The sequence below is a fragment of the Sphingobium sp. 3R8 genome (genome assembly GCF_020166615.1).
GTDB classification, from domain to species: domain Bacteria; phylum Pseudomonadota; class Alphaproteobacteria; order Sphingomonadales; family Sphingomonadaceae; genus Sphingobium; species Sphingobium bisphenolicum.
This window is the reverse complement of sequence record NZ_JAIQXR010000008.1, coordinates 25,178-39,521: the sequence shown is the minus strand read 5'-3', so window position 1 is coordinate 39,521 and position 14,344 is coordinate 25,178. Positions and strand designations below refer to the sequence as shown.

14 protein-coding genes are annotated in these 14,344 nt (G+C 65.5%); 3 read left to right on the top strand and 11 right to left on the bottom strand.

Annotation, left to right across the window (positions count from 1 at the left end):
- Positions 1–135 precede the first annotated feature (135 nt).
- Complete coding sequence (gene fdxA, locus K9B33_RS09545) at positions 136–474, top strand: ferredoxin FdxA (RefSeq protein WP_224548354.1); 339 nt, start codon at positions 136–138, stop codon at positions 472–474.
- Positions 475–718: 244 nt separating this feature from the next.
- Positions 719–1,246, top strand: coding sequence for a CarD family transcriptional regulator (locus tag K9B33_RS09540; RefSeq protein ID WP_007709832.1), 528 nt, complete (start codon positions 719–721; stop codon positions 1,244–1,246).
- A gap of 159 nt (positions 1,247–1,405) precedes the next feature.
- On the opposite strand, the gene K9B33_RS09535 is transcribed toward K9B33_RS09540, so the two are convergent.
- The 11 genes from K9B33_RS09535 to K9B33_RS09485 all read right to left on the bottom strand — a co-directional run bounded on the left by K9B33_RS09535 (position 1,406) and on the right by K9B33_RS09485 (position 12,575).
- The gene (locus K9B33_RS09535; RefSeq protein WP_224548353.1) at positions 1,406–1,648 is read right to left on the bottom strand and encodes a hypothetical protein; all 243 of its coding nucleotides are present in this window, start codon (positions 1,646–1,648) and stop codon (positions 1,406–1,408) included.
- Between the two features lie 66 nt (positions 1,649–1,714).
- Positions 1,715–2,617 carry an SGNH/GDSL hydrolase family protein gene (locus K9B33_RS09530; protein ID WP_224548352.1) on the bottom strand — a complete coding sequence of 301 codons (903 nt, stop codon included), beginning with the start codon at positions 2,615–2,617 and terminating at the stop codon, positions 1,715–1,717.
- A gap of 67 nt (positions 2,618–2,684) precedes the next feature.
- Positions 2,685–3,182 (bottom strand): asparaginase domain-containing protein, encoded by a 498-nt coding sequence (locus K9B33_RS09525; RefSeq protein ID WP_224548351.1) that lies wholly within the window; start codon positions 3,180–3,182, stop codon positions 2,685–2,687.
- Positions 3,183–3,245: 63 nt separating this feature from the next.
- Complete coding sequence (gene proC, locus K9B33_RS09520) at positions 3,246–4,073, bottom strand: pyrroline-5-carboxylate reductase (protein WP_224548350.1); 828 nt, start codon at positions 4,071–4,073, stop codon at positions 3,246–3,248.
- A gap of 4 nt (positions 4,074–4,077) precedes the next feature.
- Positions 4,078–4,584 (bottom strand): YbjN domain-containing protein, encoded by a 507-nt coding sequence (locus K9B33_RS09515; protein ID WP_066604191.1) that lies wholly within the window; start codon positions 4,582–4,584, stop codon positions 4,078–4,080.
- A 53-nt stretch (positions 4,585–4,637) separates the two neighbouring features.
- Positions 4,638–4,937, bottom strand: a complete 300-nt coding sequence (locus K9B33_RS09510; protein WP_224548348.1) for an accessory factor UbiK family protein — start codon at positions 4,935–4,937, stop codon at positions 4,638–4,640.
- A gap of 42 nt (positions 4,938–4,979) precedes the next feature.
- Positions 4,980–5,528, bottom strand: coding sequence for a TspO/MBR family protein (locus tag K9B33_RS09505; protein WP_224548346.1), 549 nt, complete (start codon positions 5,526–5,528; stop codon positions 4,980–4,982).
- 25 nt (positions 5,529–5,553) lie between these two features.
- Positions 5,554–8,658 carry an efflux RND transporter permease subunit gene (locus K9B33_RS09500; RefSeq protein WP_224548344.1) on the bottom strand — a complete coding sequence of 1,035 codons (3,105 nt, stop codon included), beginning with the start codon at positions 8,656–8,658 and terminating at the stop codon, positions 5,554–5,556.
- The gene (locus K9B33_RS09495) at positions 8,658–9,707 is read right to left on the bottom strand and encodes an efflux RND transporter periplasmic adaptor subunit (protein ID WP_224548343.1); all 1,050 of its coding nucleotides are present in this window, start codon (positions 9,705–9,707) and stop codon (positions 8,658–8,660) included. Before K9B33_RS09495 ends, K9B33_RS09500 begins: the two co-directional genes overlap by 1 nt.
- 88 nt (positions 9,708–9,795) lie before the next feature.
- Positions 9,796–10,533, bottom strand: a complete 738-nt coding sequence (locus tag K9B33_RS09490; protein WP_224548341.1) for a TlyA family RNA methyltransferase — start codon at positions 10,531–10,533, stop codon at positions 9,796–9,798.
- On the bottom strand, positions 10,533–12,575 hold the full coding sequence (locus K9B33_RS09485; RefSeq protein WP_224548339.1) for a protein-disulfide reductase DsbD family protein: 2,043 nt from the start codon (positions 12,573–12,575) through the stop codon (positions 10,533–10,535). Before K9B33_RS09485 ends, K9B33_RS09490 begins: the two co-directional genes overlap by 1 nt.
- A 77-nt stretch (positions 12,576–12,652) precedes the next feature.
- Here K9B33_RS09485 and K9B33_RS09480 point away from each other — a divergent pair, with 77 nt between their 5' ends.
- Positions 12,653–14,329 carry an alkaline phosphatase family protein gene (locus tag K9B33_RS09480; protein ID WP_224548338.1) on the top strand — a complete coding sequence of 559 codons (1,677 nt, stop codon included), beginning with the start codon at positions 12,653–12,655 and terminating at the stop codon, positions 14,327–14,329.
- The last annotated feature ends 15 nt before the right edge of the window (positions 14,330–14,344 follow it).

Sequence of the window (14,344 nt, the reverse complement as noted above, 5' to 3'; positions counted from 1 at the left end):
CCCTGCAACGGTGTGAACTTCGGCCGTCCGCCCGGCCAAACCGGTCCTAAACACCGGGCAACAATATCCTCATTGACCTTCGCGCGCGCCGGGCATAGCAGGACCGCGTTTTTCCAAGCCAAGAGTGCCCTGACAATGACCTATGTCGTGACCGACAACTGCATCCGCTGCAAATATATGGATTGCGTCGAGGTCTGTCCCGTGGACTGTTTCTACGAGGGCGAAAACATGCTGGTCATCAATCCCAGCGAGTGCATCGACTGCGGCGTGTGCGAGCCGGAATGCCCGGCCGAGGCGATCCTGCCCGATACCGAGAATGGCCTTGAAAAATGGCTGGAGCTGAACACGAAATTCTCGGCCGAATGGCCCAATATCACGGTCAAGGGCGACGCCCCTGCAGATGCGGACGCAATGAGCGGCGTCGAGAACAAGCTGGAGAAATTCTTCTCGCCCGAGCCCGGCGCCGGCAACTGATCCGGGCGGCCCGCGCCGCCCATCCTGCGTCCCGTTTTGCGCCACACTCCCGGCCTTCATGTCCGGGGGTGGTAATTTTGTTACGAATCTGCTAAATAGCGCTCCAACGGTCGGACATCCCCCTGCCCGACCCTGGAGAATACGCTTCATGTCTTGACGGTGGCGCCGTGGACCTCCCGGCATATGTCTCTTGCACATCTGCCCCGCGACGGCCCGTTCCCCGGTTGAATTGGAAAGGTATCAAATGGCTGCCAAGGCGCTGTCCTTTGACGTTGGTGATTATGTCGTTTACCCCAAGCACGGCGTTGGCCGTGTGATCGAACTGCAAAAGGAGCAGATCGCGGGCATGGAGCTGGAGCTATATGTGCTCCGTTTCGAAAAAGAGCGCATGACGCTGCGCGTTCCGACCAATAAAGCCGAAGGCGTGGGCATGCGCAAGCTGTCCTCCAACAAGACGCTTGAGGAATCGATGGAAACCCTCAAGGGCAAGCCCAAGGTCAAGCGGACCATGTGGTCGCGCCGTGCGCAGGAATATGAAGCGAAGATCAATTCGGGCGACCTGGTGTCGATCGCCGAAGTGACCCGCGACCTGTTCCGGGCCGACGACCAGCCCGAGCAGAGCTATTCCGAACGCCAGATTTTCGAAGCCGCGTCCAGCCGCCTCGCCCGCGAACTCGCCGCGATGGAAGAAACGGATGAGCCGACCGCGCTCAAGAAGATCCTGCGCATCTTGAACGAAGCCGCACCCAAATATGCCAAGGTCGAAGGCTGACAAGCCGGCCGCTCAGGCTGAAAAAGGAAAAGGGACGCTCCGATCATCGGAGCGTCCCTTTTTATTGGCCTTCTGCGACAGTGTCGTGCGGAAAAAGGAGAGCCGCCTTTTTGCAAAGCGGCCTGCGCTATCCAATGCATCGCCCTCGGCGAATACCCTTTACTGGCCCTTGTCGCCCACGGCATCCTTGGCCGCGGAACCGACATCGCTGGCCGCCTGACCGACCTGATCCGCCGCGCCTTCCACCGCTTGATTCTTGCTGGTTTGGCTGGTGACCAGGAAGAAGGCCGCGACGGCGACCACCACAACCAGCAACAGGATGGCGAAGGTCGTGCCACCGCCGCCACGCTTCTCTATGACCGTTGTCGTGGTCGTCGCGGGACGCTCCTGATAATCCGCCATGAGATGATCCTCCATAGTGTTTCTGGGTTTCACAATGCTTGGAGGGATGCGGCGGTTCCCCTCGCTCTATCGCCCCAGCATGCGGTCGAGCGCCGTCGCGATGGCGGTCATGCCCGCCAGATTGGGATGATAGGGCGTGAACGGATCGACGCCGGGACGCGCGACGAAGCCGTTCGACCAAGGCTGCGCCGCGCAGGCATCATGCCCGCGCGACAATGTCGAGGCACGCAGCACGTCGGCGCCATTGTGCTTCGCCACGCTGGCGGTCAGGCGCGCCAATCGATCGGCCGTCGCCTGCGCCGTGGCAAGCGCCTGCCCCGACAAAGGCACTTGCGGACATGGCGCGCCCGATGGCAGCAAGGTGACATAATCGACAAAAACGATCCGGGCCTGCGGTGCACGACGGCGAGCCTCCGCCGCGATCCGATCGAGATCGGCGGCCAGTTTCGACCAGTCCGCGTCTGTCGGGACGGCGGGTGCCGGGAAGGATGGCTGCCGCGCCGTCATAGCCTTGCACATGGCGAAAGCTTTCGCGAGGGCGGGACGATCCTCCGCACCCTTGCAGGATTCGACGAACAAATAGCCGACATAGCTGACATCATTGCCGCCGATGGTGATCGTCACCAGCGCCGTATCGGGCGTCAGTGCGTCCAACTGCGGCGCCAGTTCCTTCCACGGCCCCAGCAGATGCGCGGTGGTGGCGCCGCCGCAACTGACGTCGACCAGATCAAGCTGGCGCAGGCGCGCCAGTTGATGCGCATAATTATCCTTCGACCGGGTGCAGCGCGTGGCGGGATTGTCCGCCGATACCGTCACCCCCGGTCCGGCGGCAAAGGAGCTGCCCAAGGCGACATAGCGGGCGGATGGCACGGTCGGCGCGGTAGACTGGCCCGGCGCGGTGGCGCAGCCCGCCACCAACAGGATGGGCAGGAGAGCCGCCAGCATGGTCGATCGATATTTGCTATTCACCCGTCATCTCCCGCATAGCCATCCACGGGCGGCTTCGCCCGCAGTCGCCGTTAAACGACCCGTGCCTTTAGAGCGGGACGAAGGCGCCCTTTGCCCGGTCCTTGATCACCTTGTCGGCGCGGAACACCGATCCGCTCATGGTGATGTAGACGCCCGGCTCCGCCACTTGCGCCGTGGCGAAGGCCATGCCGAGGTTGAAGCTGGCGTCGCTCTCGCCGAAGCGCGCAGGGGCGAGCGCGCCGACCAGCACGATGGTCTTGCCCTCGATCCCGGCAAGCTGCCTGGCCGTGTCGGTCATGGTATCGGTGCCATGGGTGATGACGATGTGATTTTCGACCGCCGCGGCGACGCGGGCGTAGATCAGCGCACGATCCGTCTCGTCGAGTTCCAGACTATCCTTGCGCGTCACTTCCTCGATACGGAAGGGCCGCTTGACCCGCGCGACCTCCAGCAGCTTGGCCATCACGGTTTCGCCGACCTGATAGTCGGACAACGCGTCGAAATAGATTTTGTCGATCGTGCCGCCGGTGGTGAGCAGCAGGATCGGTGTATCGGGGGACAACATGGCGGACTCCGGGGATCGATAAGCGCGCGCCTTAGCGCAAAAGCCTTCCCCCCGGAACCGCCCTTATGCGCCGCGCGCCATCGCTTCGCCGCGGTCGCGGGCGGCGGCCAGCGTATCGGTCAGCAGCGCCAGCAGCCGGTCATCGGCATCGAGGACGTTCAGCCCCTCGCGCGTCATACCGCCGGGGCTGGCGACGCGATCGGCCAGCACGCCCGGACCATCATTGGCGCGGGCGGCCATATTGGCCGATCCCTGCACCGTCGCCATCGCCATGCGCGCGGCCTGATCGGCGGGAATGCCGATCGCCTCGCCTGCCCGCGCCAGCGCATCGACGAAGCGGAACAGAAAGGCAGGGCCACAGCCCGACAGCGCCGTGACCTGATTGAACAGGGCTTCGTCGGCAATCCACTCGACCAGGCCAAGCGGCTGGATCAGTGCGGCGACGTCCGCCTTGGCCCGCGCCGAGGTTGCGTCGTCGGTGAACAGCGCCGTTACCCCCTCGCCCAGCCCGACCGGCAGGTTGGGCATGGCGCGCACGATATCGCGGGCAACGGGGAAACGGGCGCGCAGATCGGCGAACGTCGTGCCGGCGAGGATCGAGACGATGCGCGTGTCGGCGGCGCATAGCGGCGCGAGCGTAACGGCGACGTCGGCGATCTGATAGGGCTTCATGCCCAGCAGGACGGTGGTCCCTGCGGGCAGCGCAGCGGGATAGTCCGTCACGACCGCGACGCCATCGGCCACGGGCTGGCCGCTGGGGCGCAGCACAGTGACGCGCGCGGGGTCGAGGCCGCAGTCAAGCCAGCGGGACAGCATCTGCCCGGCCATGTTCCCGCAGCCGACCAGAAAGAGATGATCGGGGAAAAGATGATCAGGCCAGGTCTGCGTCATCGGATCAGGCCTCGCCGCGGGTTTCGATCAGGCTGGCGGAAATCGCCTCCGACGGCGACTTGCCGCCCCAGAGCACGAACTGGAACACCGGATAGAAACGCTCGCATTCATCGATCGCGGTTTCGACCAGCAACTGCGCCTGATCGAGCGTCAAGGTGCCGCCTGCGCCGAGCAGCGCGCCATGGCGGAACAGGATGATGCCGCTCGACGACCAAAGCTCGAAATGGCCCAGCCAGAGCTGTTCGTTGATGAGGCCCAGCGTCTCGTAGATGGTGCCGCGCTTCTCCTCGGTCACGCGAATGTCAGGCAGCGCCAGCAGTTGGAGCACCTGATCCTCGTCGCGCCAGATGCCGCGCAGCTCATATTGCGCCCATGACCCCTGGGTGTTCGCGACGATCTCATCTTCGCCGACCTGCTCGAACGTCCAGCCATGCGCTTCGAAATAGGCCGCCAGCATATCGATCGGCGCGGCTTCCCCGCCGCCATGTTCAAATTCGTCGCTATCCATCATCGGCGCGCCTTATCACCGCATACCGCGAAAGGACAGACAAAGGGTAGAGTAGATCAGTCCGCACCCTTCGGCTTGGGCTTGGCCGCCTTGACGGTCTTGGTGACCGGTTCGCCGGCCTTGCCTTCCAGCGCGTCGAGCCGCGCCTTGAGCAGTTCGACTTCCTCGCGCGCGGCGGCGGCCATCGCCTTGACCGCGTCGAATTCCTCGCGCGACACGAATTCCATGCCGCCGATCCATTCCTTCGCCCGTTCGCGCGCGTTGGTTTCGAATTCGCGCCCCATGCCCGCCACGGTGCCGGCGGCGCCGTTCACCAGCTTGGCGAGATCGTCGAAAAAGCGGTTTTCGCTCTGCATTGCCTTATCCTCTGTGCGGCGCGCGATCGGCGCGCCCGTAAATCATATCTGGGTTCTGAGCGCCGGGGCGACAAGGGTCGCCGCATCGGGGTTCAGGCGGCCGATCTCATAGTTGAGGAAGGAGGCGAAGGCCAGCCACGCCAGATAGGGCAGCAACAGCACCCCGGCGAAACGGCGAATACGCCAGAAAAGCGCGGTAGTTACGGCGACCAGCACGAAAATGATGAGGATCAGCGCCAGCGCGCTGCCGACCTGATGCGCGCGAAAGAAAAGTGGCGACCAGCAGAGGTTGAGCAGCAACTGGGCCAGGAACAGGGCGATCGCCCCGCCCCGCCCCTTCGCGCCGCGGGCGTGCAGCACGATCGCGAAAGCCAGCGCCATCATGACGTAGAGGATGGTCCAGGCGACGCCGAACGCCCAGCCCGGCGGCATCAGCGCGGGCTTTTCCAGCGCATCGAACCAGCGATTGCCATAGCCGCTATTGGCGAGACGCCCCGACAGGAACCCCAGAAAAACGATCGCAGGCACCGTGACCAGCGCCCAGCGTAGATAGGCAAGACGCAACTGACCGGGGGACGCAATCTCGTTCATCGGCAACGCAGCTCCAGAAAGCCTGTCATTCGGCGGGATCGGGCGAATCCTTGAGCACCGAATCCAGCTTGCGGCCAACGGTTTGCGGAGAAACTGTCCGCTTGGCAACGCGGGAATAGAAGATCGGGATCAGGAACAGCGTGATAAGCGTCGCCAGGCTGACGCCGAACACCACGACCGTGCCGATCGAATGGCGTGCCGCCGCCCCCGCCCCGCCGCGAATGACCAGCGGCACCGCCCCGATCACGGTCGCGATGGAGGTCATCAGGATCGGCCGCAGGCGGCGCTTGGCGGCTTCGCGGATCGCCTCGGCTATCTCCAGCCCTTCGTCGCGCAACTGGTTGGCGAACTCGACGATCAGGATGCCGTTCTTGGCCGCCAGACCCACCAGCATGACGATGCCGATCTGGCTGTAGAGGTTGATCGACCCGCCAGTGATCGCCAGCCCCAGCGCGCCGCCCGCCACCGCCAGCGGCACGGTGGCGATGATGACGCCGGGATGGATGAAGCTTTCGAACTGGGCGGCGAGCAGCAGATAGACGATCAGGATGGTGAGACCGAAGACCAGCCAGATCGACCCGCCGGTTTCGCGCAGCGACTGGCTCTCGCCGCGATAGCCGATGGCCAGCACTTCGGGCGACTGGCGCGCCTGATCCTCCAGAAAGGCAAGGCCCTGACCCAGCGACGTGCCCGGCGCCAGCGCGGCGGTCAGGGTGATGGCGCGCAGCTTGTTGTAGCGATTGAGCTGGCGCGGCCCGGCGACTTCCCGCACGGTGACCAGCGCGGACAATGGCACCAGCGCGCCGGTGCGCGAACGGACATTGATCCGCTCCAGATCCGCCACAGTCCGGCGGCCATCCTCCTCCGCCTGCACGAGTACGCGATATTCCTCGCCGCGATCGACATAGGTGCCGACGCGGCGCGAACCGAGCAGGCTCTGCAACGCCTGGCTGACGTCGTTGACCGATACGCCCAGATCGCCCGCACGGGCCAGATTGGCCTCGATCCGCATCTGCGGCTTGGTTTCCTTATAATCGCTGTCGACGTTGATGAGACCGGGATAGTCGGCGGCTGCCGCCATGATCCGGTCGCGCGCGGCGACCAGCCCTTCATAGGTGGAACCCGCCAGCACGATATTGACCGGGAGGCCGCGACCGCGCCCCAGTCCCGATCGCGGCGCCGCATTGCCGCGCACGCCGGGCTGATCGGCGATCACCCTGTTGACGATGGTCGCGACTTCGGCCGTGGTGATGGTGCGATCTTCCCATGGCCGCAGGAAGGCGATGACGTTGCCGCCGTTGAAATCGTCTGTCGAACCGAAACCGGCCGGTGTGCGGATCACCAGATTCTGGAGCGTTCCATCCTTGCGCAGGAAGGCGAGGTCGTCCTCGATCTTCTTCATATAGGCCATCATCCGGGCAAAGCCGGTGCCTTCGGGCGCGCTGATCTGCGCTTCGACCACGCCTGTGTCTTCGGCAGGGGCCAGTTCGCTCGGCAGGCGGGTGAAGAAGAAGCCGGCGACGCCCAGGAACAGCAGCACGCCCAGCAGCGGCAACAGCGGCTTCCTGATCGCGCCGTCCAGCCAGCGGGCATAGCCATGTTCCAGTCGCTGGAAACGATCGTCGATCCAGCGCGCCATTCGACCGCGCTCGGCGGTCTTGAGCAGCTTGGAGCAGAGCATCGGCGCGAGGCTCAGGGAGATGAACCCGGAAAAGGCGATCGCCGCGATCATCGCAATAGCGAGTTCGCGGAACAGCAGGCCGGTCTGGCCGGCCAGAAACATGACGGGCACGAAAACCGCGCACACGACGAGCGTGGTCGAGATGATGGCGAAGCCGACCTGCCGCGTGCCGAGATAGGCGGCGACCAGCGGATCTTCCCCCTGTTCGATGCGGTGATAGACATTTTCCAGCACGACGATGGCGTCGTCGACCACCAGGCCGATGGCGAGCACGAAGGCGAGCAGGGTCAGCAGGTTGATCGACAGGCCCAGCAGCCACATTACCGCGCAGGTCGCGAGCAGGCAGATCGGCACGGTAACGGCGGGCACGATCGTCGCACGCACCGACCCCAGGAACAGGAAGATGACGAGGATGACCAGCAAGGCCGCCTCGATCAGCGTGTCATAGACATTGGCGATGGCGCGCTCGATGAACAGGGATTCGTCGGTGCCGATGGCGACACGCATCCCCTGCGGCAGGGTAGGCTGCAATTCCTTGATCAGCGCCTTGGCCTTTTGCGCGACCTCCAGCGTGTTCGCGCCGGACTGGCGGATGATGCCAAGGCCGATCGCGGTCCCCTGATTGGAACGGAAACTGCTATAGGGGTTTTCCGCGCCTTCCTCGATCCGGGCGACGTCGCCCAGCTTAACCTGATAGCCGTCCGTGCCGCGGCCGACGACGAGCTGCGCGAACTGGTCCGGCGTGGCGAAGGGGCGTTCGACGCGCAGGGTCTGGTTCTGGTCCTGCGATTCGAACCTGCCGGCGGGCAGCTCGACATTCTGGCTGCGCAGCGCGGCTTCGACATCGGCCGGAGTCAGGCCGAAGGCCGCCAGCTTTTCGGCGTTGAACCAGATGCGGGTCGAGGGCCTCGCCTCGCCGCCGATGGTGACGCGCGCGACGCCATCGATGGCGGAAAAGCGGTCGGCAACGTTGCGATCGAGATAGTCGCTGATCTGGATCGACGACCAACCGGGACGGGAAAAGGCGAGGAACAGGATGGAGCGGGCGTCGGAATCGACCTTGCGGATTTCAGGCGCCAGCGCATCTTCCGGCAAATCCTCCACCACCGACCCCACCCGGTCGCGCACGTCATTGGCGGCGCTGTCGATATCGCGCGACGGATCGAATTCGATATTGATGTCCGACCGACCGTCCTGCGACGTCGACGTGATGGTCTGGATGCCCTGCACCCCCGCCACGCCATCTTCGATCAGCTGGGTGATACGGGTTTCCACTACCGACGCGGCGGCGCCGGTATAGGTAGTTTCGACCGATACGATCGGCGGGTCGGTATCGGGATATTCGCGCACCGACAGGCTGAGATAGCCGACGATGCCGATGATGCACAGCAGCACCGCGACGACCGCGGCAAAGACCGGGCGGCGGACCGAAAGATCGGATAGCTGCATCAGCGGGCGCCCTTGCCGGGACCATCCTTGGACTTATCGCCGGGCAGGCGCACGGTGACGCCGTCGGTCAGCTTGACCACGCCTTCGGTCACGATCGTCTGACCCGGCTTCAAGCCGTCCAGTATCTCGACCCGACCATCCTGACGAATGCCGGTGCTGACTTTGGTCCGCTTGGCGGTGCGGTCCTCGATCACGAAGACGAAACGCTCGTCGCCGTCGCCCACCACCGACAGTTCAGGCACCGACAGCGACTGGCGCTGGCGCGCGAGCACGCTCACGGTCAGCAACATGCCGGGCTTCAGCGCCTTGTCGGGATTGGGCAGGATCGCCCGCACCTTCACCGCGCGAGTGGCAGGGTCGATGACGGGATCGATGGTGGCGATGGCGCCGTTGAACGGCCGGTCGGGCCAAGCCGCGGACACCGCCTTGATCGTCATGCCTTCGCGGATCATCGCCAACCGGGTTTCGGGAATGGTGAAATCCAGCTTGATGCGGCTGATGTCGCTGACGGTGGCAATGGCGGTCCCGGCCGTCACGATCGCGCCGGGCGATACGGTGCGCAGGGACACCCAGCCGGAGAAGGGCGCACGGATCACCCGGTCGCCGATCGAGGCGCGGGCCAGCTGTGCATTGGCGCGGGCGGCATTGGATAGCGCAACCTGCTGCTCCAGCGTCGCGCCGGTGGCGAAGCCGCGCGCTTTGAGCGCCTGGATGCGCTGGAGTTGCTGACTCGCTTGCAGCGCAGTCGCCTCGGCCGACGCAAGTTCCGCCCGTTCCTGCCCTACCGCCAGCCGGGCGATCACCTGACCCTTGGCCACATAGCCGCCATCAGAGAAGTTGATCGCCTCGATCCGCTCGGTCACCGGTGCGGACAGCACCACCTGTTCATTGGCGAGCGCGGTGCCGACCGCCTCCAGATTGTCGGTGAAGGCGGTGGGCGCGATGGACTGCACCTCCACCAGCGGGACGGCGCGCGGCTTCTTTTCCTTTTCTCCGCCACAGGCGGCAAGGGACAGGGCAAGCAGAAGGACCGGGAGAATAGGACGCATGATGGAAGGGTAACTAGCCTTTGCTGACGGCACAATTGGACTTGGTCCGCACCTTATGACGGTAGAGTTGGGAACGAACATACGTCCATTATCCACCAAGCCGGGCGTAGAGAAGAAATTCGACATTGCCCTGCGGCCCGGTAATCGGGCTTTGCGTCAGCCCCGCGACAGTCCAGCCCTGCGACACGGCCCAGTCCTGCACTTCGGCGCAGACCCGATCGTGGACGGCGGGATCGCGGATCACGCCATTCTTGCCCACTTCCTCCCGCCGCGCTTCGAACTGCGGCTTGATGAGGGCGACCATCTGCGCGCCGGGTTTCGCAAAGCCGATCGGCTTTTCCAGCACCTTGGCCAGGCTGATGAAGCTGGCATCGCAGACGATGATGTCCACCGGTTCGGGGATATGCGCGTCGGTCAGGATGCGGGCGCTGGTCTGTTCGTGAACGACGACGCGATCGTCGGCGCGGATCTTCCAGGCGAGCTGGTTGGTGCCGCTGTCGACCGCATAGACCTTCGCCGCCCCCTTGGTCAGCAATACGTCGGTAAAGCCGCCGGTCGAGGAGCCGACGTCGATGGCGACGAAGCCGGTGACGTCGATGGCAAACTCCTCCAGGGCGTGAGCCAGCTTGATGCCGCCGCGCGACACCCAAGGATGGTCGCGACCGCGTACGTCCAGTTCCGTGCCTTCGGGCACCTGCTGCCCGGCCTTATCGACCTTGCGGTCGCCCAGGAAGACGAGGCCGGCGAGGATCAGCGCCTGCGCGCGCGCGCGACTTTCGGCAAGGCCGCTGTCGACGAGCAACTGGTCGGCACGCACCTTGGCCATCAGCGCACCAGTCCGGCAAGGGTGGCGGGGGTGAGGAGTTGCGGCAGGGTCTGCGCTTCCTTGCCCGGCGCGTAGAAGAGATAGAGCGGGACGCCCGACCGGCCCTGCGCTTCGAGGAAGCGGGTGATGGCGGGATCGGCATTGGTCCAGTCGCCGACCATGACGGTGACGCCGGCCCTGTCGAAGGCGGCGCGGGTTTCGGCGCGGTCGATGGCGGCGGCCTCATTCGCCTTGCAGGTCAGGCACCAGTCGGCGGTAAAATAGAGGAAGACCGGCTTGTTCGCGGCGCGCAGTTCGGCGAGTTTTGCGACATCGAAATGGACAGTTGAATCGCCTTTTTCCACAGCCGTCGGCGCGCTGGTCGGGAGCGCGTAAGCGGCGCCTGCGAGCAGCGCCAACCCGGCGAGCGCGGCGACCCGGCCGCCACCCTTGCTCACCCGCTGGCGACCGCCCAGCCACCAGAGCAGCAGCGCCAGCAGCAGCGCCGCGGCCAGGCCGATCGTCATGCCCGACACGCCGCGCTGCTGGCCGAGCAGCCAGGCGAGGCCGAGCGCGGTCAGGAACATCGGGATGGCGAGGATCTTCTGGAAACGGCCCATCCAGCCGCCGGGCTTCGGCAATCCTTTGCGAAGCGCTGGAATATAAGCGAGCAGCAGAAAGGGCAGCGCCAGCCCCAGCCCCAGCCCGGCGAATATCGCCAGCGCAGCCGCCAGGGGCAGCAGCAGCGCCGCGCCCATCGCCGCCGCCATGAACGGTCCGGTGCAAGGTGTCGCGACGAAGGCGACCAGCGCCCCGGTCCAGAAGGAGCCGACAACACCGCCCTTGCCCGCCAGTGCCTCGCCGCCGCCATAGGCACTAAGATCGAAGAGCCCCGCGAGATTGAAGGCAATACCGGTCACCAGCAGCAGCAGCGCCAATATGATGCGCGGGTCTTGCAACTGGAACGCCCAGCCGACCGCCCCGCCCGCTGCGCGCAACAGCAGCAGCGCGCCGCCCAGCGCCAGACAGGTCAGGATGACCCCCAGCGTATAAGCCAGAGCCTCGCGCCGGACGGTGCGCTCGTCACCACCCGCTTTCGCCAGCTTCATCGCCTTAAGGCCCAGGATCGGGAAGACGCATGGCATGATGTTGAGCAGCAGCCCGCCCAGCAGCGCGCCCCCCAGCGCGGCGAGGATCGCGCGTCCTTGCCCGCCGTCGGATGCACCGGCGACCTGTCCGGGTTTCGCCGTCAGCAGGAAACCGACATGGTCGCCGGTCCGCAATACCGCCTGAACCGTGCCGCCCTTGCCACCCTCGGCCGCGTCCGTCTCGATCAGCAGCCTGTCGCCCTCCCGCGTTACCGTTTGCGACGCGGCGTAGCGGGCCAGCCCCTCGGCCAGCGGAAAGAGGTGGATGTCGCTGGCCTGCGCGCTGGCCGGAAACGGCACCGACAGGCGCAGCTTGCCGTCCTGTACCGCATAGCTTGCTTCCGAACCCAGCGGCCGGGGCAGATGGGTCCGCCATCCATCGAAGCGGGTCCGATCGGCCGCCGACACGGTGCCGTCGCCTACGACCAGATCCAGCGTCAGATCGCCGCTTTCGGGCACGCAGACCTTGTCGGTGCAAGCTAGCCATTGCGCCTTCGCCCGCACCGGCAGGCGGGTGCCGGGCGCAAGGCCCGCTGCGACCTTCAGCGTCGCCAGCACGCCATAGGGGCCTTCATAGACATGGTTCATCAGGCCGGAGATCAGCAGCGTTTCCGGCACCGGATAGCGCAGCGTGCCGACGGTGACGCCGGCGGGCAGGGTCCAGTCGACGGTCATGCCCAGACCCGCATCGCCGGGATTTTCCCAATAGCCGTGCCAGCCCTTTTCCGGCGTCATGGCGAAGGCGATGGTTGTGCCCTCGCCGGCCTTGGGCGCAGCGCTTTCCGCCGCCAGCGTGGCGGCGATATGCGCCGGCCCGCCGCCGAACGCGCCTTGCGCCTGTGCCGCGGGCACCTGCGCGACGGACAGGCCTGCCAGCAGGGCAAACGTCATGAATATGACTTGAAAAATGCGCATCGGGCCTCTGGTCGGGTGGATGCAAGGGGGCTAGGTCGCTCCCTATCCGCCGTCAAGGCATGAGAAGGTCAGAGAATATGTTGAAACGAGTCGCTGCCGCCCTGTTGCTCGCCACCGCCCTGGCCCCCGTCGCGCCGGTCGTGGCGCAAAGCCCTGCTCCGGCCGCCGCAGCAACCATGCCCACGATCCCTCCAAAGCTGATCGTCGCGATCAGCGTGGACCAATTTTCCGCCGACCTGTTCAGCGAATATCGCCAATATTATAGCGGCGGCCTCAAGCGGTTGACGAGCGAAGGGGCGGTCTTCCCGCGCGGCTATCAGAGCCATGCCGCGACCGAAACCTGCCCCGGCCACTCCACCATCCTGACCGGCAGCCGCCCGTCGCGCACCGGCGTCATCGCCAATAACTGGTTCGACCTCAGCACCCAGCGCGAGGACAAAAATGTCTATTGCGCCGAGGACGAGACGCAGCCCGGCAGCAGCAGCGACAAATATGAAGCCTCCCCCCTGCATCTGAAGGTGCCGACGCTGGGCGGCCGGATGAAGATCGCCAACCCCGCCACCCGCGTCGTGTCGGTCGCGGGGAAGGATCGCGCGGCGATCATGATGGGCGGCGCGACCGCCGACCAGGTGTGGTGGCTGGGCGGCGCGCAGGGCTATGTCAGCTATAAGGGGATCGCCACCCCGCCGCTGGTGGCCAAGGTCAACGCGGCGATGGCGCAGCGGCTGGCCCAGCCCAATCCGGGCTTCGAACTGCCGCCCCAGTGCGTGTCGAAGGATTTCCCGGTGCAGGCGGGCGACAGGACCGTCGGCACCGGCCGCTTCGCGCGCGCGGCTGGCGATTATAAGAGCTTCCGCATTTCGCCGGAGCAGGATGCGATGACGCTGGCCTTCGCCGCGGCGGCGATCGAGACTATGGCGCTGGGCAAGCAGGCGCAGACCGACATCATCTCGATCGGCCTGTCGGCGACCGACTATGTCGGCCACACTTACGGCACCGAAGGCACCGAAAGCTGCATCCAGGTCGACCGGCTCGATCATGAACTGGGCGCCTTCTTCGATCGGCTGGACAAGGACGGCATCGACTATGTCGTGGTGCTGACCGCCGATCATGGCGGCCACGACCTGCCAGAGCGTCACCGCCTCAACGCCATGCCGATGGAACAGCGCGTCGACATGGCGCTGACGCCCAAGGCGCTGAACGCCGCCATTGCCGACAAGGCCGGCCTGCCCGGCAAGAAGGTGCTCTGGGGCGACGGCCCGTCAGGCGACCTCTATTTCGACAAGGGGCTGACCGCCGCCCAGCGCGCGCGCGTCGAGGCCGAAGCGCTCAAGCTGCTGCGCGCCCATCCCCAGGTACAGGTGGTGTTTACGAAGGCGGAGATTGCAGCCACTCCTTCCCCGTCCGGCCCGCCGGAAAGCTGGAGCCTGATCCAGGAAGCGCGCGCCAGCTTCTATGCGGAGCGGTCGGGCGACCTGCTGCTGCTGCTGAAACCCCGCGTCATGTCGATCCCGGAGCAGGCGACCATGGGCGCGGTCGCGACCCATGGTTCGCCCTGGGATACGGACCGCCGCGTGCCGATCCTGTTCTGGCGCAAGGGGATGCAGCATTTCGAACAGCCGCTGGGGGTGGAGACGGTGGATATCCTCCCGAGCCTCGCCGCGCTGATCCATCTGCCGGTGGCGAAGAGCGAGATTGACGGACGTTGCCTGGATCTGATTGCGGGAGACGGGGATAGCTGCGCGGGGCGATAAGCAAACGAATGTTGG